General features: G+C 62.9%; 21 protein-coding genes. 5 read left to right on the top strand and 16 right to left on the bottom strand.

Going from position 1 to position 22,535, the window contains the following annotated elements; translation table 11 throughout:
- Nucleotides 1-33: 33 nt before the first annotated feature.
- The 3 genes from FJ970_RS27015 to FJ970_RS27005 are packed head-to-tail and all read right to left on the bottom strand — an operon-like array spanning nt 34 to nt 4,745.
- Nucleotides 34-1,185, bottom strand: coding sequence for an efflux RND transporter periplasmic adaptor subunit (locus tag FJ970_RS27015; protein ID WP_140757625.1), 1,152 nt, complete (start codon nt 1,183-1,185; stop codon nt 34-36).
- 15 nt (nt 1,186-1,200) lie between these two features.
- Entirely contained in the window at nt 1,201-4,377 is a 3,177-nt protein-coding gene (locus tag FJ970_RS27010) for an efflux RND transporter permease subunit (RefSeq protein ID WP_140757803.1), read from the bottom strand.
- The gene (locus tag FJ970_RS27005) at nt 4,371-4,745 is read right to left on the bottom strand and encodes a hypothetical protein (RefSeq protein WP_224614186.1); all 375 of its coding nucleotides are present in this window, start codon (nt 4,743-4,745) and stop codon (nt 4,371-4,373) included. The genes FJ970_RS27010 and FJ970_RS27005 overlap by 7 nt, the downstream gene beginning before the upstream one ends.
- 123 nt (nt 4,746-4,868) lie before the next feature.
- Between FJ970_RS27005 and FJ970_RS27000 the strand changes: the two genes are divergently transcribed.
- The gene (locus FJ970_RS27000) at nt 4,869-5,459 is read left to right on the top strand and encodes a TetR/AcrR family transcriptional regulator (protein ID WP_015318879.1); all 591 of its coding nucleotides are present in this window, start codon (nt 4,869-4,871) and stop codon (nt 5,457-5,459) included.
- A gap of 310 nt (nt 5,460-5,769) precedes the next feature.
- On the opposite strand, the gene FJ970_RS26995 is transcribed toward FJ970_RS27000, so the two are convergent.
- From FJ970_RS26995 to FJ970_RS26935, 13 genes are all read right to left on the bottom strand, one after another.
- Nucleotides 5,770-6,573: a substrate-binding domain-containing protein gene (locus tag FJ970_RS26995; RefSeq protein ID WP_265336199.1), complete on the bottom strand. Its 804-nt coding sequence runs from the start codon at nt 6,571-6,573 to the stop codon at nt 5,770-5,772.
- A gap of 48 nt (nt 6,574-6,621) precedes the next feature.
- A protein-coding gene (locus FJ970_RS26990; RefSeq protein WP_227791928.1) for an IS630 family transposase occupies nt 6,622-7,616 on the bottom strand; the annotation gives its coding sequence in 2 pieces (ribosomal slippage) (nt 6,622-7,229 and nt 7,229-7,616; 996 coding nt in all).
- 26 nt (nt 7,617-7,642) lie between these two features.
- A complete protein-coding gene (locus FJ970_RS26985) occupies nt 7,643-8,434 on the bottom strand; it encodes an ATP-binding cassette domain-containing protein (RefSeq protein WP_140759885.1) in 792 nt (263 codons plus the stop codon).
- 3 nt (nt 8,435-8,437) lie between these two features.
- Nucleotides 8,438-9,424, bottom strand: coding sequence for an ABC transporter permease (locus FJ970_RS26980; RefSeq protein ID WP_140759888.1), 987 nt, complete (start codon nt 9,422-9,424; stop codon nt 8,438-8,440).
- A 117-nt stretch (nt 9,425-9,541) separates the two neighbouring features.
- Entirely contained in the window at nt 9,542-10,477 is a 936-nt protein-coding gene (locus FJ970_RS26975) for a substrate-binding domain-containing protein (RefSeq protein WP_140759891.1), read from the bottom strand.
- Nucleotides 10,478-10,771: 294 nt separating this feature from the next.
- Nucleotides 10,772-11,929: a fumarylacetoacetate hydrolase family protein gene (locus tag FJ970_RS26970; protein WP_140759895.1), complete on the bottom strand. Its 1,158-nt coding sequence runs from the start codon at nt 11,927-11,929 to the stop codon at nt 10,772-10,774.
- Nucleotides 11,930-12,025: 96 nt separating this feature from the next.
- Nucleotides 12,026-12,895 carry an aldose 1-epimerase gene (locus tag FJ970_RS26965; RefSeq protein ID WP_140759897.1) on the bottom strand — a complete coding sequence of 290 codons (870 nt, stop codon included), beginning with the start codon at nt 12,893-12,895 and terminating at the stop codon, nt 12,026-12,028.
- Nucleotides 12,896-12,905: 10 nt separating this feature from the next.
- A complete protein-coding gene (locus FJ970_RS26960) occupies nt 12,906-13,661 on the bottom strand; it encodes an SDR family oxidoreductase (RefSeq protein ID WP_140759900.1) in 756 nt (251 codons plus the stop codon).
- 12 nt (nt 13,662-13,673) lie between these two features.
- A complete protein-coding gene (locus FJ970_RS26955) occupies nt 13,674-14,405 on the bottom strand; it encodes an ATP-binding cassette domain-containing protein (RefSeq protein ID WP_140759903.1) in 732 nt (243 codons plus the stop codon).
- A gap of 3 nt (nt 14,406-14,408) precedes the next feature.
- A complete protein-coding gene (locus tag FJ970_RS26950; protein WP_140760060.1) occupies nt 14,409-15,386 on the bottom strand; it encodes an ABC transporter permease in 978 nt (325 codons plus the stop codon).
- A 79-nt stretch (nt 15,387-15,465) separates the two neighbouring features.
- Nucleotides 15,466-16,440, bottom strand: coding sequence for a sugar ABC transporter substrate-binding protein (locus FJ970_RS26945; RefSeq protein WP_140759906.1), 975 nt, complete (start codon nt 16,438-16,440; stop codon nt 15,466-15,468).
- 23 nt (nt 16,441-16,463) lie between these two features.
- Nucleotides 16,464-17,666 carry a mandelate racemase/muconate lactonizing enzyme family protein gene (locus FJ970_RS26940; protein WP_140759909.1) on the bottom strand — a complete coding sequence of 401 codons (1,203 nt, stop codon included), beginning with the start codon at nt 17,664-17,666 and terminating at the stop codon, nt 16,464-16,466.
- 1 nt (nt 17,667) lies between these two features.
- Nucleotides 17,668-18,375 carry a FadR/GntR family transcriptional regulator gene (locus FJ970_RS26935; protein WP_227791926.1) on the bottom strand — a complete coding sequence of 236 codons (708 nt, stop codon included), beginning with the start codon at nt 18,373-18,375 and terminating at the stop codon, nt 17,668-17,670.
- Nucleotides 18,376-18,492: 117 nt separating this feature from the next.
- Here FJ970_RS26935 and FJ970_RS26930 point away from each other — a divergent pair, with 117 nt between their 5' ends.
- The 4 genes from FJ970_RS26930 to FJ970_RS26915 all read left to right on the top strand — a co-directional run bounded on the left by FJ970_RS26930 (nt 18,493) and on the right by FJ970_RS26915 (nt 22,455).
- Complete coding sequence (locus tag FJ970_RS26930) at nt 18,493-19,392, top strand: SMP-30/gluconolactonase/LRE family protein (protein WP_140759914.1); 900 nt, start codon at nt 18,493-18,495, stop codon at nt 19,390-19,392.
- A 258-nt stretch (nt 19,393-19,650) separates the two neighbouring features.
- On the top strand, nt 19,651-20,538 hold the full coding sequence (locus FJ970_RS26925; RefSeq protein WP_140759916.1) for an ABC transporter permease: 888 nt from the start codon (nt 19,651-19,653) through the stop codon (nt 20,536-20,538).
- The gene (locus tag FJ970_RS26920) at nt 20,535-21,356 is read left to right on the top strand and encodes an ABC transporter permease (protein WP_181178668.1); all 822 of its coding nucleotides are present in this window, start codon (nt 20,535-20,537) and stop codon (nt 21,354-21,356) included. The genes FJ970_RS26925 and FJ970_RS26920 overlap by 4 nt, the downstream gene beginning before the upstream one ends.
- Before the next feature lie 28 nt (nt 21,357-21,384).
- The gene (locus FJ970_RS26915; protein WP_140759918.1) at nt 21,385-22,455 is read left to right on the top strand and encodes an ABC transporter substrate-binding protein; all 1,071 of its coding nucleotides are present in this window, start codon (nt 21,385-21,387) and stop codon (nt 22,453-22,455) included.
- Nucleotides 22,456-22,535 lie beyond the last annotated feature (80 nt).

The following is a 22,535-nucleotide window of genomic DNA, read 5'->3' as shown; positions in this document are numbered from 1 at the left end:
GGGCGCCGCGCGGAAACCGGGCCTGCGGGGGAGTCAGGTAGCCGGTTTCTGTGGGAGAGGCGAAATCGGCATTCCGGGGCCGATCTTCTGCAGATTGCCTGTGATCACTTGGTCGCCTTCGGCGACGCCGCTAAGGATGGCGACCATGTCGCCGCTGGTCGGCCCCAGCGAAACCAGCCGCTGGTCGACCGTATTGCCCTTGCCGACAACGTAGAGATATTTGCCGAGCTGGCTTGATCCCAGTGCGACCTGCGGCACCATCAGCGCATCGGGCTGTTGTTTGACGTGCAGCCGCACGCGAACATACTGGCCAGGCAAGAGCGTGAACTTGGCGTTGCCGATGGTGGCGCGTGCGGTGATCGTGCCGGTCGAGTGATCGATCGTGTTGTCGATAAAGGTGAGCTCGCCCTTCTGGTGGGCTTCGGTCTCACCCGGAAGCAGGACCTCGACCTCGATCGGGCCGGCAGCGCGCGCTTCCTCGATCTGCGCCAGATCCGTCTCGCTCGGATTGAAGGTGACGTAGATCGGATCGAGCTGGACCAGCGTGTTGAGCACGGTGCCGGCTACGCTGACCAGCGTTCCCGCGGAAGCCTGGTTGCGGCCCAGGCGTCCGGGGAACGGCGCGTGGATTTCAGCGTAGCTCAGATTGAGCTCGGCCGTGCGCTCGGCAGCCTGGTTGAGCGCCAGCGACGCCTGCGCCTCGCGCAAGGTGCTGGTGCGCTGGTCGAAGCTGTCCTTGTCCAGGTAACCGCTCTTGGCGAGCTCGGTACCGCGGCCGAGATTGGAACGCGCATAATCGAGCGTCGCCGTATCGCGCTGAACCTGTGCCTTCGCCTGGTCGAGCGCGGCCTGGAAATCGTCAGGCGAGATCTTGTAGAGCAGGTCGCCCTGCCGCACGTCGGCGCCGTCTTGCGCCGTCTGTTCCTGCAGGTAGCCGGGGACGCGCGCCTGCAGCGTGATGCTGCGGATCGGCTCGGTCCGCGCGGCATAGTCGAGATAGATCGGGATCGTCTTCTTGACCACGCTCGCCACCGGCACCGGCATGACGAACGCCGCTGGAGCGGGCGCCGCCCCGGCCGTGCCGGCATTCAGGCTGAGATTGCCCATGTCCAGCAGGTGGACGCTGGCCACCGAGATCGCACCCAGCGCGACTGCCGTTCCCAACGCGATTTTCCATTTACGCATAGTGAGTCTCCAATCTTATTCAGCCGCTTCCGCCAGGGGAGGGAAGGCGGGTTTGGCCGTTGGTTCAGTGTGTTGAGAGGCGGGCTCGTCGCCGCCGCGCCGTTCGCGCAGCTGCTCGATGACCGCGTAGAAGACCGGCACGAACACCAGCGACAGGATGGTCGCCGCGACCATGCCGCCGAACACGGTGGTGCCGATCGATTGACGGCTTGCGGCACCCGCGCCGGTGGCGATCATCAGTGGCACCACGCCGAGGATGAAGGCAAACGCGGTCATCAGGATCGGCCGTAGTCTCAGCCGCGCGGCCTCCATCGACGCCTCGATGATGCTGAGGCCTTCCTCGCGCCGCCGTCTTGCGAACTCGACGATCAGGATCGCGTTCTTGGCCGCCAGGCCGATCAGCATGACGAAGCCGATCTGCGAATAGACGTCGATCTGCATGCCGCGCGCCCAAAGTGCGGCGAACGCGCCGAACAGGGCGAGCGGCACCGCCAGCAGCACCATGAACGGCATCGCCCAGCTCTCGTACTGTGCTGCCAGGATCAGGAAGACGAAGACGATGGCCAGCGCAAAGACCACCGACGCGATCGATCCTGCCTTGAGCTCCTGGAAGGTGATGCCGGTCCATTCGAAGCCGAAATCCCTGGGCAGTGCTGTCGCCGCGGCCCGTTCCATGGCGGCGACTGCCTGGCCCGACGAATAACCGGGAGCAGCGCCGCCATTGATGGTGGCCGAGGCGTTGTTGTTGTAATGCGGCACGGTTTCCGGGCCGACGAACGGCACCAGCTTGCCCAGCGTGCTGAGCGGCACCATGCCACCGGAAGCATTGCGCACATAAAGCCGTGAAATATCAGCCGCACCCGCACGTGAATCCTTGTCGGCCTGGATGGTCACCCGGAAGGTGCGGCCGAACAGGTTGAAGTCGTTCACGTAGAGCGAGCCGAGATAGATCTGCAGCGTGTTGAAGACGTCGGGCAGGTTGAGGCCGAGCAGCTTCGCCTTGGCGCGGTCGAGATCGTAGTTGAACTGCGGCGTCGAGGTCGAGAAAGGCGAGAACAGCTGCTGCGGATTGATTTCCGGCTGCTTTCGCGCCTCGGCGATCACCGCTTGCGTGGCATCGTTGAGGGCCGTGCTGCCGCGGCCGGTGAGGTCCTCGACGACGAATTCGAAGCCGCCCGTGGTGCCTATGCCAGGGATGGAGGGCGGATCGAACGAGAGCGCGAAGGCCTCCGGAATCTGCATCAGCTTGCCGCGCACGTCGGCGACGAGCTTGGAGGCACTCTGGTCGGGGCCACGCTCCTCCCACGGCTTGAGGATGGCGAACTCGACCGCCGAGTTCGACTGTGCCGCGCTGGTCAGGAAGTTCAGGCCGCTGATCGAACCGACGATGTCGACGCCGGGCGTCGCCTGCAGGATGTCGCGCGCCTTCTGGGCCACCGCGTCGGTGCGCTCCAGCGAAGCGCCGTCCGGCAGCTGGATGACGACGAAGAAATAGCCCTGGTCCTCGACCGGGAGGAAGGTCGAGGGCAGCTTCTGCCAGACGAAGTAGGTGGCGACGAGGCCGGCAGCGAATAGGCCAAGCATGATCCAGCGCAGCCGGATAAGGATACGCACTCCGTGGGCGTAGGCATGCGACAGTCTGTCGAAGCCTGTGTTGAACCAACGGAACAGGAAGAATTGCGTCTCGCCGCGATGGCGCAGGAAGGCCGCACTGAGCGCCGGGCTGAGCGTCAGCGAGTTGAAGGCCGAAATGCCGACGGAGATCGCCACCGTCAGTGCGAACTGGTTATAGAGCTTGCCGGAGACGCCGGGAATGAATGCAACCGGCACGAACACGGCCATCAGCACCGCCGTGGTCGCAATGATGGGGCCTGTCACCTCGGCCATGGCGGCTTTTGTCGCCGCCAGTGGTTTCAGTCCGGCCTCGAGCTGTCGCTCGACATTCTCGACCACGACGATGGCGTCGTCGACGACAAGGCCGATGGCCAGCACCATGCCGAGCAGCGAGAGCATGTTGAGCGAGAAACCCATCATCTCCATGATGACAAGTGTCGCCACCAGCGACACCGGAATGGCGATGGTCGGAATGATGGTCGTGCGCCAGCTCTGCAGGAAGATGAACACCACCGCCACGACGAGCACCAGGGCTTCGCCGAGCGTGATCAGCACGTCATGCATCGAGGCCGAGACGAAGCGCGTCGTGTCGTAGTGCATCGCATAGTCGACGCCCTTGGGGAAACGGGCCGACAGTTCCTGCATCTTGTCCTTGACGCGCTGCTGCAGATCGAGCGCGTTGGAACCGGGCATCTGATAGACGGCGAGCACCACGGTCGGGTCCTTGCCGAAGAAGGCCGACGACGAATATTGCAGGGCGCCGAGCTCGATACGAGCAACGTCGCGCAGCCGCACCAGCGAACCCGTATCGGTGTTGGCACGCACGACGATGTCGCCGAATTCCTTGGGGTCGCTCAACCGGCCGACGGCGTTGACCTGCATCTCGAAGGCGGTGCCGGCGGGCGCCGGCGATTGGCCGATCTTGCCGGCCGCCACCTGGACGTTTTGTTCGGCGATGGCGTTCTGGACGTCGACGGCGGTGATGCCGAGATTGGCGAGCTTGTCCGGGTCGAGCCAGACACGCATCGAATAGCGCCGTTCGCCGAAGATCTGCACGTCGCCGACACCGGGCAGCCGCTTCAGCGGATCCACCACCTGCAGATAGGCAAGGTTGGAGAGCGCCACCGGATCGACGGAATGGTCGGGCGAGGTCAGGTTGACGATCAGGACGAAATTCGGGTTCTGCTTCTTGATCGTCACGCCGCCCTGGTTGACGATCGCCGGCAGCGACGAGGCCGCCTGCGAGACGCGGTTCTGCACGTCGACGGCGGCGGTGCTGAGCGAATAGCCGACATCGAAGGTGATGGTGATGGTCGACGAGCCGTCATTGGAGCTCGTCGACGACATGTAGGTCATGCCTTGCACGCCGTTGATCTGCTGCTCCAGCGGCGTCGTCACCGTGTCTGCCACCACCTGCGCACTGGCGCCCGGATAGTGGGCGCTGACCACGACTTGCGGCGGTGTGATGTCGGGAAACTGCGAAACGGGCAGCAGGAAATAACAAATCGTCCCGGCGAGCACCATGATGATGGCGATGGCCGAGGCGAAGATCGGACGATGGATGAAGAAGTTTACCACGACACGCACGCCTCTCCAGCCGCTCTTGCCCGCCCGAAGGCGCTGGCGACCTTGGACAACTGGCCGTGCCGTTCACGGGACCCTTCCCGTGAACGCAGCAACGGCACCTCGCGATGCTGCCCATCGGCGAGCGAGCGCAACATGTTCTCGAAGGCGCGGGGGTCTACCCCGTCTGCTTTCATGACCAGCCGGATCATCGGATCCCGGACGGCCTCATCTATGGTAAGATCGCGGCGCTGTGGCATTGGCCGGCTCCTTGTCTGTCGATTCGCAGCCCATGCTCGCGAATCGTTTTTCATCTCTTCACCGGCCGAAGCCGCATGATTGGCAGTCTTTTCGTCCATCTCGATCTGGTAGGACCAGTTCACGACCTTGTTATTGACGACGGACGTTATAGGTGTTACCAGTAAGTAACATTCTGGAAGTTACAGACCGGTAACACCCTAGTCAAGAGGTGGCCGAGGGTTTTTTGGAAACGAAAGGAGATCATGATGACAGACGGCGTCGTGGAGCGCTCTCGTCCCCGGGATCGGATTCTGGAGACGGCGCGTGACATGTTCCACAAGCACGGCATCAAGGGCGTCGGCGTCGACGCCATCACCGAGGCTGCCGGCACGAACAAGATGACGCTCTATCGTCACTTCGAGTCCAAGGACGAACTGATCGTCGAATGCCTGCGCGCCAACGCGTTGAAGGCTGGCGCGATGTGGGAAACGTTCGAGGCCGAGCATCCGGGCGACAAACTCGCCCAGCTTCACGCCTGGGTTCGCAAGGCCGCCGCCATGCTCAACACCGACGGCCGCGGCTGCGACATGGCCAACGCCGCCGCCGAACTGACCGAACCCGATCATCCGGCAAGGCGCGTGATCAAGGAACTCAAGGAAGCCCAGCGCGAACGCCTGGTCGGGCTCTGCCGGGATGCCGGCATCGGCCAGGCCGAACTTCTGGCCGATACGCTGTCGCTGCTGTTTGAAGGCGCGCGCGTCAGCGTGCAGACCGTCGGTGCCGAGGGCCCCAGCACGCAGTTCGTGCGCATGGCGGAAGGGCTGATCGTTTCCTTCCGGGGCACTGCCGCCGGTTAAAGTTTTGCCGTGGCTGTCGGTGATTTTGCCGGTCGCATGACCGAGGTGATGCCTGCTGCCCTGGCAGGCTGCGCAGCATTCCCGTTGACTGAACGAAAAAAGCCCGCTGCCGGGAGGAGGTGGCAGCGGGCTCGATTTCGAATGTGGTGCGGGAGGAGGTGCACCCCATTCAGCGTCGGCATCGCATCTGGGAGGAGTAGATGGCCGACAACCAGAAACTACGAATTGCCCAATGATTCGGCAACAATGAATTGTGCATAGCTGCTGTGCAGATTCGCCGTAACGCTGCGTGAATTCAGGAAGTGCGACCTCACTGCACCGGCACGTTTTCCCTGAAAATCAGTCGCGGCTCAATGAATTTGCGCGTGAGATAAGGCGCCGACGATGCGATCGAGCCGAGCAGTTGGATCACCGACTGCTCCGCGATCAGCCTGGCGTTCTGGTCGATCACGACGTCGGCGAGGTCGTCGACGAGATAGCCGCGTGTTTCCCTTGTCAGGTCGTGGCAGATGAACACCGGCTTGCGGTTGGGCCTGGCTTCCCGGATCGCTTTGGCAATTCCGGAGCGCCCGGCGCCGGCGCAATAGTTGCCGAGCAGTTCCGGTTCGTTGTGCAGCGCCTTCATGGTCTCGGCATAGCTTGCGTCCGGCTCGTCGTTGATCTCGACGGCGCTGCTTACGGTGAGGTTGGGAAACTCCTCGCCAAGCACGGAGCGGAAGCCCATTTCGCGCTCTTCATGGCCGCGATAGGAGCGCGAGCCGACGACCATCGCCAGCTGCCCCTCGCGGCCGCCGAGAAAGCGTCCCATCAAAAGTGCTGCCGTCCGTCCCGCCACGCGGTTGTCGATCCCGACATAGGCCGAGCGGGGTGCGGCCGGAATATCGGACACCAGGGTCACCAGGCGGATGCCGGCCTCGACCATGTCGCGCAGGATGTTGCGTGTCCTGGGGTGATCGACCGCGATGACGCCGACGCCGTTGGCGCGCAGCGACAGTCTTTCGGCCGCTGTCCGCAGCGCATTGGGCGAGATGCCGGCAAGATTGTGGATCCGGCAGGACGCCACAAGCGGCAGGCGCGAGGCGTAGTCCTCGATATGCTTTGCCAGGTCCTGCATGAAGGCGTTGCTGCCGATCGGCAGGAGGAATTCTAGAGCGGGATGAGATTAGTTTCGGTCATATCCGGAGTTTTCGAAGTAGTGTGAGCATTCTGTCGGTGTGATGCGGTTGAGAATTTGGCCGATCGCGTCGCAAACGGTTTGGACGGTGCGGCTTGCTGCCTTTCTCAGCCAGTGCTTGAGTTTTGAAAAGAGCTGTTCGATCGGATTAAGATCGGGCGAGTATTTCGGCAGGAAGAAGAGCCTGGCGCCGGCGGCGCGTATGGCGCGGCGCACCGCCTTGCCTTTGTGCGAGCCGAGATTGTCCATGATGACGATGTCGCCCGGCTGGAGGGTCGGAGCGAGAACCTTCTCGACATAGAGAAGAAATCTCTCGCCGTTGATAGGTCCGTCGATCAGCCAGGGCGCCTCGACGCGATCGTGGCGCAGCGCGGCCAGGAAGGTCATGGTCTTCCAGTGGCCATGCGGCACTTTGGCCTTGATGCGCTGTCCAACCGGCGCCCAGCCCCTTAGCGGCGACATGTTGGTCTTGGTCCAGGTCTCGTCGATGAAGACCAGTCGCGTCGGATCAATCCGGTCCCGATACTTCGTCCACTGCATGCGCCGTCGCGCGATATCGGGACGATCCTGTTCGACGGCGATCAGCGTCTTTTTTTGTGACTGAGCTTCTCGGCATGCACGAACTCCCACACCGAACGGTAGTCGACCCTCAGGCCACGCTCGCCAAGTTCGGCCACAAGCCCGCGCAAGGTGAAGTCCCTGTCGTGACAGCGTTCGATCAGCCAGTCGCGCCACGCTCCCGAGAGCTTCTTCGGTTTGTAGCCGCCGACCTGGCGAGGCGCAGCACTGCCAGTCTCTTCGACGCGCTTAAGCCACGCGATGGCCGCGCTGTAGCTGACGCCAAATCGAGCCGCCGCCGCGCGTCGCGAGAGCCCTTCCGTCTTGACCGCGGCGCTCGCACCGGGCCGATTGTTGAGCACCCTGTCGACCGTTGCGGTCGACAGCCCACAGTTCCTGGCAATGTCGGAAACGGTGGCCTTCATGCCGCGACCCTATGCGTCGATGCTCCTCAGTGCCCCGGCTTGCCGTCGGCGAGAGCGTCGCGGATGTCCTTGTCCGACATGCCGGTAATGATGCGCTCGACTTCCGTCACGGTCGTCGTCTTCGGATCGATGTCGTCGGCGACCACCTTGCCCCTGCGCATGACGACGATGCGGTCGACCACCTGGAAGACATGGTGGATGTTGTGCGCGATGAAGATGCAGGAGTGGCCGGAATCGCGGGCGTTGCGCACGAAGCTCAGCACCCCTTGTGTTTCGGCGACGCCGAGATTGTTGGTCGGCTCGTCGAGAATGATCAGGTCGCTGTCGAAATGCATGGCGCGCGCGATCGCGACCGCCTGGCGCTCGCCGCCGGAGAGCGAACCGATCGGCGTCGTCGGCGGGATGTTCTTGGAGATGCCTACTTGTTTGAGCAGATCGCGGGCGACCGTGTTCATGGCGTCCTGGTCCATGCGGTTGAGGAAACGCGGCGGTTTGATCGGCTCACGCCCCAGGAACAGGTTGCGCGCGATCGACAATTGCGTGACCAGGGCCGAGTCTTGGTAGATGGTCTCGATGCCATGCGCGATGGCGTCGCTGGTGCTGCGCAAGATGACCTTCTTGCCGCGGATGAAGATGTCGCCGCTGGTCAGCGGCACCGCGCCCGAGAGAACCTTGATCAGCGTCGATTTGCCGGCGCCATTGTCGCCCAGCAAGCCGACGATCTCACGCTCGTTGACATGGAAATTGGCGTCCACCAGCGCCTGCACGCGCCCATAGGACTTGCGGATGTTCTGCATGCGGATCAATGGCTCGGCCATGGTTCAAGTCCCCGCTTGGTGCCGGCGTTCCAGCCATGAGTGCAACGCCATCATGCCAAGGATGATCGCGCCGATGAAGATGTTGTAGGCAAGGCCGGGCACGCCGATAAGCACGATGCCGTTGCGCATGACGCGCAGGATCAGGATGCCGAGCACGGTGCCGATGATGGTGCCGCGCCCGCCGGTCAGCGCCGTGCCGCCGATCACCACCATGGCGATCACCTCGAGCTCGTAGCCGGTGCCGCTGTTGGGGTTGGCGGCGGATGTGCGCAGCGACGAGATGACGCCGGCAAGCGAGGCCATGAGCGACGATAGGACGAACAGGCCGACCTTGACGCGGTTGACATTGACGCCGCGTGCGCGCGCCGCGTTGGGATTGCCGCCCGCCGCCTGGATCCAGTTGCCGGTCCGGCTTTGCGTCAAGACATAGCCGAGCGCGATCGCCGCGGCGATGAACCAGAACAGCGACATGTAGATGCGGAACGGCCCGATGAAGAAGTCGCCGACCAGCGCCTCGGCCAGCCAACTGCCCTCGGCGCTCCAGGTGCGCTGCGGAAACCCGTCGGTGATGAAAAGCGCACTGCCGCGCACCACCAGGAGCATGCCGAGCGTCACCAGGAAGGACGGGATCTTGAGCTGCGTGACGAACCAGCCATTGACCAGGCCGATAAAGGCGGCAATCACCAGCGCGATGACGAAGCCCATCTCCAGCGAGGTGACGCCGGCATTGAACAGCGTCCACATCAGCACCGGCGAGAAGCCGAACAGGGACCCGACGGAAAGGTCGAATTCGCCCGACGTCATCAGCAGCGTCATCGCCAGCGCGATCAGGCCGAGCTCGACGGTGAAGGCCAGCGTGTTGGAGATGTTTTGCGGTGACAGGAAGTCGTGGTTGAAACCCCAGAAAACGGCGATCTCTACGATGAGCAGAACGAAGGGGCCGAATTCCGGCCGCGCGATCAGGCGTTGGGTGAGCGAATGATTTTCCACTGGGAACCCGCGACATGGTTGGAACGGGCAGCGACCTCCACCGCATCGGGTGGATATAGCCGCGGCACAGGAAGATGTCTGGCGCCGTGCGAGATGCGCGGCGCCAGGGATCGCGGACTATTTGCCGGACAGGATCTTGTCGTAGACCGCCGCGGTGTCCTTCTCATAGAGCGCGCCGGTGATGACGTTGAAGCCCGGAGGAATGCCGCTGGCCGCCATGTTGGCGAGCGATAGCGCCACATAGCTGGTCGCCTGCGGGTCCTGCCACTGGCCGGCATTGACGTAGCCGTTCAGCACTTCCTGGGTGGTGTCGAGCGAGTTGCCCCAGCCGACGACCGGGATTTCGCCCGGCTTGACGCCGACCTGGTCGAACACGCGCTTGATCGAACCGGTGACGAGGTCGCCCAGGCCGATGATGGCTTTGACCTTGCCCTTGTGGGCGGTGAGGTAGTCGACCATGCGGTTGATCACCTCGGCCTGGTCGAGCGTCGCTTCGGTTACTTCATAGGTGATGCCGAGCGGGCCGAAGACGCTCTTGATGCCCTCTTCTTCCTGCACGCCGTAGGTGGCGCCGGGGATCTCGACCGGCATCCAGACGAAGTCGCCCTTCTTCACCAGGCCCTTGTCGACCAGATACTGCGCCCAGTGCTTGCCGAAGGTGACGTTGTCGCCGCCGACATAGGCGTTGAAATTGGCCTTGGGATCGGGCGTGTTGAAGTTGATGATCGGGACGTTGGCCGCGCGCGCTTCCTTGACGATCTCGACCAGGCTGCCCGGATCGGGGCTGGTGGTGACGATGCCGTCGGCCTTGGCGGAGAGGGCGGCGCGGACCGCTTCCTGCTGCGAGGCGACGTCGCCATTGTGGAACGAGGTGTTGACGGTGTTGCCGGTGTCCTTGGCCCATTGCTTGGCGCCGGCGAGGAAGTAGGTCCAGACCGGGTCGGCCGGCCCGCCATGTGAAATCCAGTAGAACGTCTTGGCCTGCGCGGCTGCCGGAATGACCGTCAGCGCGATCAGCAGACCGTAGAGCATAAGTCTTAATCTCGTCAGCATTTGATTTCCTCCCGGTTGAAGATGATCCGTCCCTTGTTCCGGCTTCAGCCGGATTGCGTCTTTTGCCAGCGCCGCTCGGATGCCTAAGAGCATTCCCTTTTTCGGCGGATGGCAAGCCTCCATCTGCAGATGTAGTTGGCGCCTGACGGGGCGCCATCAACGACCCCATCAGATCGCATCAGTTGGGATCATTTTTTCCAGGCGGTCGGATGATTGGCGCCGAGGGCTCAGCCGGGCGGACTGTGCCGATCATGTTCGGGCAATCAGTTGGGGCGAAAGCCCCCGAAGAGCCGGTTAGAGCAGACCGGCCTTGGCGAGGTCGCGCATCAAATGGCTGGCTCCGTAGGTCCAGTGCGGGCAATCGGGCGATAGTCGCACACGGTTGACCAGCGCGCCGAATTTTTCAGACGAGATGGTGACGATGTCGCCGACCTTGTGCGTGAACCCCTTGCCCTTTTCGCCGCGATCCTTCGAAGGCACGAACATCGTGCCGAGATAGAGCGCCAGTCCGTCCGGATACTGGTGGTGCGGCCCCATGGCCGCGGCAACCAGTTCTTCCGGCGTGCGGCTGATCTCGGCCATCGAGCTTGCCCCCTCCAGCGAGAATCCATCGTCTCCCTCGACCTTCAGGCGCACGACGGCCCGCTTCACATCGGCGATGGAGAACGTGTCGTCGAACAACCGGATGAATGGGCCAAGCGAGGCCGAGGCATTGTTGTCCTTGGCCTTGCCGAGCAGCAGCGCCGAGCGCCCTTCGACGTCGCGCAGATTGACGTCGTTGCCGATGGTGGCGCCGACGATCCTGCCGCTCGAGGCGGCGATCATGGCGATCTCCGGCTCCGGATTGTTCCAGGTCGATACCGGGTGGAGACCGACATCGGCGCCGAAGCCGACCGAGGCCATCGGCTGGCACTTGGTGAAGATCTCGGCATCCGGGCCGATGCCCACTTCCAGATATTGCGACCAGGCGCCGCGCGAAATCAGCTTGGCCTTGATCTCCATCGCCTCGGGCGAACCGGGCTTGAGCTTCGAAAGGTCATGGCCGATCAGGCCGGCAATGTCGGCGCGGATGGCGTCGGCCTTTTCCGCCGAGCCGCGCGCCTGTTCCTCGATCACCCGTTCGAGCAGGCTGACCACGAAAGTGACGCCGGATGCCTTGATCGCCTGCAGGTCGACCGGGGACAGCAGGGAGGGTTTTGCCGGATCACGCGTGGCTTCGAAACTGTTGGCCGCAATATCGTTGAGCGGGCCGATCGGCGTACCCTTGGCCGAGCGCACATGGCCGGCAGGATCGGTCATTTCGCAGACGTCACGGGCGGTTGGCGCCGCGTTCGACGTGATGTCGAAGACGGTGCCGTCGCGCACCGTGACCACCATGGGATGCGAGACGGCCGGCAGTCGAGCGCGGCCGAGAAAGACACCGTCGCTAGGGAGGTTAATCGTGTTCGTCATCGTTCTCTCGTTGTTGGGCGGGACAATCCGGATTGTGAAATTCCGACGGCCTCTCTTCAAGTCAAATCGTGCCGAACGCTACACGCTTCTCCGGCATCAAAGCTCATGCCAGCGTAGTCGCATCCGCGAAGCCATCGATTCCCTCGGCTCGAGTGTCCTCAGGCCGCCGATGTGATGAGCATCCACCGTATGCGAGACAGGTTCGAAACAGAAGAAATCGGCGTTTCGCGCCGGCGAATAGAGAATGAAGACGCCGAGAGGCGGCGGCGCTTCGATCGAGACGACTATGGCATCATCGGGTTGGACGATCGAGGCGCGTCCATTCCATCCCTCAAACGCATTGTTTACCCAGGTATCGGGAAGCGGAGCACGTTTCGAGAAATCCCAGTTGTGGTGGTCGATGAGCGACACCATCCTGGTCGGCAGGTGGCGTTCATCCTCGAGCCAGACGCTCTTGGCCGATGCCTGGAGCGATGTGCGCGCGTTGCGCGGAAACCATGGATGGAAGCCAATGCCATAAGGCAGCCGGATCGCGGCCCGGTTCTCAATGGTCAAAGCAGCGCTCAACGCGCCGTTCTCCAGTGCGTAGAGCACGCTCGCATGATAGCGATAGGGTCCGATCGCCCCATCGCTCAGAACGAACTCCGCCTCGGTCCCCGTCCGCTGCGTCAGACGCCAAGGCTTTTGAAAGGCGTCGCCATGAAGCGGGAAGGGCTCGCCCTCGACGTTGGGTTCTATCGCATGGAAACGCTCGTCGAACTCGAAGCCGCCGCCGGAAATCCTGTTCGACCACGGCGCCAGCAACTGGGAGCCGAATTTCATCAATCCTTCCGACGGCTTTATCACAGGTGTGAACACGCCGTGGGAGCGAAGCGCGTCGTAGCGCAGGATCGCCGCGCCCTGGCGAGGGCTGACAACCACCCTGGCGCGTTCGTCGGCAAGTTCGATCGTGTCGATGTTCGTCATCGACGGAACGCTACCAACCACCGTCGACGTGGATGTCCTGACCGCTGATCATGTCCGCGGCAGGCGAAACAAGAAACAGCACGAGATCGGCGACGTGATGCGGTTCGATGCGGCGCTTCAGGCTCTGGTTGGCCATGATCCAATCACTGTATTCCTTGAGCCGCTCGCCGAACACGCGTTCTTCTGCTTCGGAAACGACGGCGCCCGGCGACACTGCGTTTACGGTGATGCCATGCGGCCCCAGTTCCCGTGCCAGCGATTTCGTGAGGCCCAGCATCGCGCCTTTCGATGCGACATAAGGTACATAGCCGTCCCACCGGCCATTGAGTGTGATCGAGCAGAAGTTCACGATCTTGCCATACGCCTTCGCCTTCATGCCCGGCGCGCAGGCGCGCACAAGCGCAAAGGCGGCCGAGGAATTGACCCTGATCTGATCCTCGTATTCGGACAGCGAGAATTCCTCGAACGGCCGGTTGATGATCAGGGCCGCGTTGTTGATCAGGATATCGATCCCCCCTTCCTTTTCCGCCAAGGCCGCGACAACCTCTTCCGCCCCGGCAAGCTTGTTGAGATCGCAGCCGACGAAGGCAATGTCGCCTTCGGCCTGCCCGGCGAGCGTCGCCGCGGTCTCCGGCCCGTCTTCGATATCGGGCCGGTCGAGCACCAGCACACGCGCACCGGCCCGCGCCAGCGTGACGGCCTGGGCCCGGCCGAGGGAGCCAAGGCCGCCGGTCAAAAGCACGACCCGATCGGCAAGAACCTTCATTGCCGCCACTCCTTACAAAACGCCGTGGACTTCATCGATCGAGGTATCCTCGATCCGTTTGTCCAGCACGACCTCGCCGCGCGCCATCGCCACCACACGGTCGCAGCATTCGAACACATGATGCATGTTGTGGCTGATGAAGACGCCGGTGACGCCCTGTTTCTTCAGGCTGCGTACGAACCCGATCACCTTCTTCGTCTCCTTGACCGAGAGATGGTTGGTCGGCTCGTCGAGGATCATCACCTTCGACTTGAAATGCATGGCACGCGCGATGGCGACGCCTTGCCGCTGTCCGCCGGAAAGTTCGCCGACAAGCGCGTCGGGAGAGCGCAGATGCAAGTCGACATTGGCGATGGCGCGAATGCTTTCGCTTGCCATCTTGTTCTGGTCGAGCAGGCCGACGCCAAGGACCGAGAACCGGATCGGTTCGCGCCCGATGAACAGGTTCCTGGCGATCGACATGGTCGGAACCATGGAATTGTACTGGTATATCGTCTCGATACCGAGATCCATCGCATCGCGCGGCTTGGTGATGCTGACTGGCCTGCCTTCGACCTGGATCTCGCCTTGATCCGCCGTGTGGACCCCGGAGAGGATGTTGATGAGGGTGGATTTGCCGGCGCCATTGTCGCCGACCAGTCCAAGTGCCTCGCCACGTGTGAAGTCGAGCGTCACGCCCTTCAGGGCATGGACGCCGGAATACCATTTGTGGAGGTTGCGGACCGAGATGATCGCGTCGGTCATCGTTCAGCCCTCCATCTTGATGGCCTTGGCGCGCTTGCGCATCCAGGCATTGGCGACGACGGCGAATATGGTCAGGAAGCCGATGGCGAACTTGAACCAGTTGGCATCGACATGGCTGAGCACGAGGCCATTGTCGATGACCCGGATGAGCGTGGTGCCGATGATGCCGCCCATGACGGTGCCGATGCCGCCGGCGAGCGAAGCGCCGCCGATGACGGCGGAGGCCACCGCCTGAAGCTCCATTCCCTCGCCGATCGAGGGCAGGGGCGAGCCCAGCCGCAGCACCTGCAGCATGCCGGCAAAGCCGGCGAGCATCGAACAGAGCATGAAGCAGGCGAGCTTGACCCTGGCGGTCGGGATACCCATCGAAGCGGCCGCGGGCAGGAAGCCGCCTGTGGCCTTGATCCAGTTGCCGAAATTGGTGTGCGACAGCATCAACGAGGTCAAAAGGGCAATGCCGGCAAACCAGACGAACGACATGCGGAACATGTTGCCCGGGCCAACGAAGGAGGTGAACAGCCATGTCGGCAGGTCCGCGGGCAGCAGCGGCGGGAAGCCGCCCGAGACGACAACGGTGAGCGAGCGCGCCATGAACAGCATGCCGAGCGTGGTGATGAAGCTCGGTATGGCAAAGCGGATGGTGACGTAGCCGTTGATGAAGCCGATCGCCGCCGAGACGAGCAGCCCGGCAAGCAGCGCCAGCGGGAACGGCCAACCATGCACCATCAGGACCGCCATCGTCATCGGCATCAGCGCGAAGACCGAGCCGACGGACAGGTCGAACTCGCCGCTGATCATCAGGATGGTAACGCCGATGGCGACGAGGCCGGCCTCCGGCAGGATGCCGAGGATGCCGCGCAGGTTATCCTGGTTGAGGAACACGCCTTGCGAGCGGATCTGGAACAGGACGATGAGCAGCACCAGCAGGATGAGGCCCGCCAGTTCCGGTTTTTCGAGATAGGTCTTGAACAGGCGCTTCAACTTAGGCTCCGGCATTTTGAGATTTCAGGCAGATCGGCGGCGCCGGGCGCCGCCGATCCAAACGGTTCGAAGCCGGAGTTCAGCGCAGACCCTGAGCGGAGAGCGCCATGATCCCATCGGCCTCCTTTGGCCGCACGATGCCCTGACCGGTGTCGATGTCCGATGGGGCAAGGCCGATCTTCTTGTTGAGATAAGCCTCCATCACCGGCATGAAGCCCTGCATGTAAGGCTGCTGGTCGACCAGCGCCTGAACATAGCCTTTCTGCATCTGCTGCAGCACCTCGGGCACCAGGTCGAAGCCGCCGAGCAAGACCTTGCCCGGCGCCACGCCGCGATCGGCCAGCACGCGTGCGACGCCGGCACACCAGAAGCCGGTGTCGAAATAGGCTGTCGTGTCGGGATGGGCGTTGAGATAGGCGCCGACACGGTCGGAGGTGATGGCGAGGTCTGTGCCGCTGTCGATGCGCTCCCACGACACCTGCCGGTCTGAATGGGCGGCCTTGTATTCTTCGAGGAATTGCATCACGCCGGCGCCACGGCTTTCCGACCAGTTCTGGCCGGGAGCAGAAATGCCTACCAGCACCTTGATCGGGCCGTCCTTCGGGAAGCTCTCGGAAATGGCCTTGGCGAGCGAATAGCCGGCGGGCTTGAAGCCTTGGCCGACGAAGGCCTGCCGGGCATTGCCCTTGGCGCCTTCGGTGTCGTCGACATTGACGGCGATCACCAGCACGCCGGCATCGCGCGCCGCCTTGATGACGTCGTCGAAAGCATGGTCGTCGACGATGGAGGTCAAGAGCGCGTCGGGCTTGGCGGCGAGCGCGGCCCGCATATTGGCGACCTGCTGCTCGACCGAGCCCTCGGTCTGCGTGAAGACCATGTTGCAGGTCGCCTCGACCTTGGCGCAGGCGTCGTCATAGCCCTTCTTAACGGCCTGCCAAAACGTGTTCGATGCGGACGAATGATGCGTGAAGACGATGTTGAGCCCGTCGGCGCGGGCGGATTGCACGCCGACAAGAGCGACGCCAAGCAGAAGCATTGCAGTCAGTTTTTTCATCGTAGTTCCTCCCTTTGGATTTCTCAGATGTCCGCCTTGTCGGTAACGCGGCGATGGACGGTGTAGGCGCGGCCGAGGTCCGGATTGAGCGCCAGCCCCAGCCCCGGTCCCGGCGGCACGGTGATCATCCCGTCCTTGACCTCCGGCAGCGCGGTCACCAGGTCGCGGTACCAGGTGCGGTAGAAGGCGCGCACGCTTTCCTGGACGAGCGCGTTGGGGGCGTTGAGCGACAGGTGCGTCGAAGCGGCGAGCACGACGGGACCGGTGCAGTCATGCGGCGCCACCGGTAGCCGCCAGGCTTCGGCCATCGAGGCGATCTTGCGGGCCTCCGACAGCCCACCGCACCACGAAATATCCAGCATGACGATGCCGGCAGCTCCGGTTTCCAGGAGGTCGCGGAAGGCCCAGCGGCTGCCAAGCGTCTCGGACGCCGAGATGGGCGCGGGACTGGCGGCCTCGTAGCGCTTGAGGTCGCCGAGGCTGTCCATGCGGATGGGATCTTCGTGCCAGTAGGTGCCGAAGGGCGTCAGCGCACGAGCTATCTTCATGGCGGGCAGGAGCTGCCACATCGAATGGAACTCGACCATGATGTCGATCTTGTCGCCGACGGCGTTGCGTATCTTTTCAAAAGGTTCGAGCGCGGCCTTGAGGTCTGTCGCCGAAATGTCGTTGCCGCGGGTCTTTTCGGCCGCGTGGTCGAACGGCCAGATCTTCATGGCGGTGATGCCGTCCTCGAGCAGCTCTTGCGCCAGTTCGCCGGCGCGCGTGAGGAAACCGTTGAGGTCATCATTGTCCCGCCTGGCCCCGATGCCGTAATTGGCGGTTGTCTGGCCCTTCGCGTCCTTGATGTATTCGGTGCCGGCGCAGGTATTGTAGGTGCGGATCGACTGGCGGCTGAAGCCGCCGAGCAGTTGCGCGACCGGCTGGCCGGTGGCCTTGCCGAAAATGTCCCACAGCGCGATGTCGAAAGCGGAGTTGCCGCGCACCTCGGCGCCGCTGGAGCGAAACCCGAGATAGCCGACCAGGTCGGCGGCCAGGAGATCGATCTGCAGCGGATCGCGGCCTATGACGCGTGGCGCGACATATTCGTGCAGGTATTCCTCGACGGTGCGCGACAGGAAGAAGGTCTCGCCGAGTCCGGTGATGCCTTCGTCGGTATGGACCTCGACCCAGAGCAGGTTGGGCCGTTCCTCGATCCGGATGGTTTCGATTGCAGCGATCTTCATGTCAGGCAATTCCCGCGTCGAGGAGCGCCTTGACGCTCTTGTCGAAATGTTGCGCCATATGTTCGGCGGCGAGCCGCGGATCCCCCTTGAGGATGGCTTCGGCTATGTCCTCGTGCCCCTTGATCATCTTGATCTGGTCCTCTTTCGACGAGCGGGTTCGCCAGCCGATCACCCAGGTGTTGCGTGTCACGCCGCTAAAGGCGGTGACGATCAGCGAGAAGACCGGGTTGTGCGAGGCAGCCGCAATCGCCTCGTGGAAAGCAATGTCGTGCTCCATGACAATTTCGGGGTTCAGGAAATTCTCGCGCATCGACCGAGCGGATTGCGCGATCGCGGCGGCTTCCGCCTCGGTGCGCCGGAGTGCTGCAAGCGCCACCGTGCGCATCTCGATCGTGCGCCTGACGTCATAGACCTGGTGAACGCTGATCTGCTGCGTGGTGATGCCGTGCTCGATCACCATCGACATCGCGCCGGTGTCCAGCTTGGCGACCGTGGCCCGGCGCCCGGCGCTCATGTCGATCAGGCGCATCGCCGAAAGCGAGCGGAAGGCCTCGCGCACGACGGTGCGGGAGACGTTGAGCTGGCGCGTCATGGCGGCTTCGCTGGGCAGGGGATCACCGGGCGCAAGACCTTCGGAGCGGATATGCCGGGTAATCGCCTGGATCGCCGTGCTCACCAGGCCGGGGCTCGGCTCACCCGCTGTGTCCATTGGATCCTGCATCTCACTCCCTCAAAACCTGTATGACAGGTTATTGTCTAATTGCTCATATGTCAGCTAGAAGATATATGTCAAGTCGATTTCTGGATGACCTGGCTGGAGGACCTCATGAGCGAAACGCAAGCTGCCCTGATCTTCGACGCGCGCGACGTGGTCGGTGAAAGCCTCGTCTGGGACGATCGCCGCGGCAGGTTGGTCTGGGTCGACATCATCGGTCGCCGGATCCACGGGCTCGATCCGTTGACCGGAGACCATGAAAGCTGGCCGACGCCGGATCTGGTCACCTCGGTCGGCCTGCGCAAGGACGGCGGCGCGATCGTCGGTCTGCGCAAGGAGGTCGCCTTGTGGGATTTCGATGGAGCATTCCGAACGATCGCCACGATTGAGCCGGATCGGCGAGCGACGCGGCTCAACGAAGGCGCCGTGGCGCCGGACGGTTCGTTCTGGGTCGGCACAATGGCCGACAATATTGGACCGGACGACGCACCGGTCGCCATTGCGCGGGACGAAGGCCGGCTCTATCGCATCGGTCCGGATGGCGAGGTTACAAGCCTGAGCGAGGACCGGTTCGGCATCACCAACACGATGGTGTGGGCAATTGACGGCCGCTTCATCACCGCCGATACGACGAAGAACGCGCTCTACAGCTATGCCTGGGACAGGAGTGCGTCGCAGCTTGGCAAACCACGACCCTTCTTCACCAATTTCGGCCGCGGCCTGCCGGACGGCTCCTGCCTGGACGCTGAAGGCTATATCTGGAACTGCCGGGTGGTGGGAGGAAGCTGCCTTGCCCGCATCGCGCTCGACGGCAGGCTGGACCGCATCGCGGAACTGCCTTGCAGTTGGCCAACGAGCTGCGCTTTCGGTGGCGAGAATCTTGACACGCTGTTTGTAACTTCAGCCCGATTTACCATGAGCTCGGATCATCTTGAGGCGAACCCGCAAGAAGGCGGCCTGTTCGCACTCCGTCCGGATGTCCAGGGCGCTCCAGCCAACAGGTTTGGATAAGTTCAACGACCCGTGGCGGCCGGGCGGGCGTCTCGGGCTTCAATGCCGGCTAGGTCATCCCTGGTCGAAATACGATCTGGAATGGCTGATCGCGCATGTTCGGCCGCGTAGCGATGACGCTGGATCATCTGCCGCACATCCGTGAACCGGAGCATGGGCTTCTAGCGGCGCCGATCAGGCGGGAGGTCGTGATTCAACTTGACAGTTTCATGAATATGAAAAAGGCTAAGGCGATTTCATAATCTTACAGGCAGGTCGATGTCGACCCTTGCAGCAAATCAGCCGTTGCCGGAATTCCGCTCTTCTCCGGTGTTCCGCCTCACCATGTTGCTGCCCGGTGCATTGGTCACCTTCCTGCTGATACTGTTCGCCCTTGGCCTCGTGCTTTTCCTTGCCTTACGCGGCAATGACGGCTCATTGCTCGGCGCCGGTTTCAGTCTGTCGAATTTCATCACCGTGGTCTCGGACCCACTCTATTGGACGGTGACGCTGCGCTCGCTGGTCATCGCCGGCCTGGTAACCATGGCGACCGTCGTCACAGCCTATCCCGTCGCTTACTATCTGGCCTTCCATGCCGGTCGCAGGCGCGGGCTGCTGCTGTTCCTGGTAACGCTGCCATTCTGGACCAGCTATCTCCTGCGCGTCTTCGCCTGGAAGATCGTTCTGGCCTACAATGGCGTGTTGAATTCGGCGCTGATCGAAAGTGGCATCTGGTCCGAGCCGACATTGGCCTTCCTCAACACGCCGGCCGCTGTCGTGGTCACGCTCGCCCATGCCTACGCGCCTTTCGCCATACTGCCGATCTATGTGGCGCTGGATACCATTCCGAAATCGCTGCTCGAAGCCGCTTCCGATCTTGGTGCAAGGCCATTCACCTCGTTCCGCCGTGTCATCTTGCCCAATTCGATGCCGGGCGTCCTGGCGGCGGCCCTCGTCGTTTTCGTGCCGACCGTCGGCGACTATGTCACGCCGGCCATGGTCGGCGGGCCGGCCAGCACCATGATCGGCTCGCTGATCCAGTCGCAGTTCGGCAAGGCCAATGACTGGCCATTTGGCGCCGCGCTTTCGGTCTGCGTCATGCTGGTCATCCTGCTCGTGGTGTTGGTCGCGCGTGGCGCCGACCGCCGGTTTGGCAGCCGCACATGAAAGCAGCGCGCGCCGGCATGAAACGGGACGGCCGCTGGCTCGGCCTCTATGTGCTTGCCTATCTGGTCTTCCTTTATCTGCCGGTCCTGCTGATCCCGCTGTTTTCCTTCAACGATTCCATCCAGGCCGCGTTTCCCCTGCAGGGTTTCACGCTGCAATGGTATGCGAGCCTCTACGGCAATCCGGCATTGTCGGGTGCGCTCGCCAACAGCCTCGTCATCGGCGCCGTCGCCGCCTCCGGCGCCACGCTGTGCGGCATCACCGTGTCCTATATGGACCTCTATGGACGCTCGCCGCTGGCCGCCACGATCAGTGCCGTCGCGCGGCTGCCGATCCTCATTCCCGGCGTCATCGTCGGCATATCGCTGCTGATCCTGGTCAACCTCATCGGCCTCGGACCGTCGCGCGTCGCCATCGTACTCGGCCATATCCTGGTCGCGTTACCGACCACCGTGGTGATCATGCGCAGCCGTTTCGCCGCCATCCCCAGGACAGTTCGCGAGGCGGCGCTCGACCTCGGCGCCTCCGACTGGACGACGTTTCGGCGTGTCATGCTGCCGCTCAGCCTGCCCGCCGTGCTGTCGGCCTTCATGCTGGCCTTCCTAATCTCCTTCGACGAATTCATCGTCGTCTTCTTCCTCGCCGGCACTGAGCCGACGCTGCCGCTCTACATCTGGAGCCAGCTGCGCTTTCCCCGCTCGCTGCCGACCGTCATGGCGCTCGGAACAGTGATCCTGGCCCTGTCCTTCATCATCGCCGGAACCGCCGAAATCCTGCGCCATCGCGGGCTTGGCGCCGCACGCCGCAATCCAGCCTGAAGCACAACAACGAGAGAGGAGAACGAAAATGATAGTCCACCTGAAATCGATATCGGGACACAAGGCCCGGGCCGGCCTCGCAGCACTTGCACTCGCACTGTCGTCGACCGTGGCGCTCGCCGCCGAGAAGCTGCAGTACTTCACCTGGTCGGGCTATGAGCTGCCCGATTTCAACAAGAGCTTCCTTGCCGCGCACCCCGATGGCGTCGAGGCCTCGATCTTCGGCGACGACGACGATGCCTTCACCAAGGTCAAGGCCGGCTTCCGGCCTGATATCGCGCACCCCTGCTACGACAAGGTTGCCCGCTGGAACAAAGAAGGCCTCCTGCAGCCGATCGACACCAAGCGCATCAAGAACTGGGATTCGATCTTCCCGGTGTTCAAGAACCTGCCCGATCTGCAGGCTGGCGACGGCAAGGTCTGGATGGTGCCATGGGACTGGGGCAACACCTCGATCCTCTACCGCACCGATCTGGTGAAGAACCCTGAAGCGAGCTGGAACCTTCTGTGGGACAAGCAATATGCCGGCCGTATGGCGACCATCGATGCTGTCCACGACACGCCGATCGTCGCCGCACTCCTGGCCGGCGTAAACCCCTTCGACATGACTGCGGAGCAGATGGACAAGGTCGCGGCGAAATTGCGCGAACAGCGCCCGCTGCTGTCGAGCTACACGACCGACATGACCTCGGTCGAGCAGGCGCTTGCCAGCGGCCAACTGGTCGCCGCCATGACCTGGAATGCGTCGGCCACCTCGCTCAAGAAGCAGGGCGTGCCGGTCGAGTTCATGAAGCCGAAGGAGGGCATGCTGACCTGGGCTTGCGGCTTCGTCATGCTGAAGGACGCCAAGAACGTCGATCTCGCCTATGACTTCATCAACAGCCGGCTGGATGCCGACTCCGGCAAATTCCTGATCCAGTCCTACGGCTATGGCAGTTCGCTGAGCACTGCCTTCGCCGGCGTGCCGAAGGACGAACTGGAAAAACTGCAACTGCCGTCCGATCCGGAAGTGATGCTGAAGAGCACCATCTTCACCGGGCCGATGAAGCAGAATGACGACGTTGCCAAGATGTTCGAGAAGGTGAAGGCTGGCGGCTAAGCGCGGTTCTTCCTTCTCCCCTTGTGGGAGAAGGTGTCGCCGAAGGCGACGGATGAGGGGTGTTCGAGCTTGGCACCGAC

It is taken from the genome of Mesorhizobium sp. B2-1-8, from assembly GCF_006442545.2.
Lineage (GTDB): Bacteria > Pseudomonadota > Alphaproteobacteria > Rhizobiales > Rhizobiaceae > Mesorhizobium.
The sequence above is the reverse complement of the archived record's forward strand: the minus strand, read 5'-3'. Positions and strand labels throughout refer to the sequence as shown.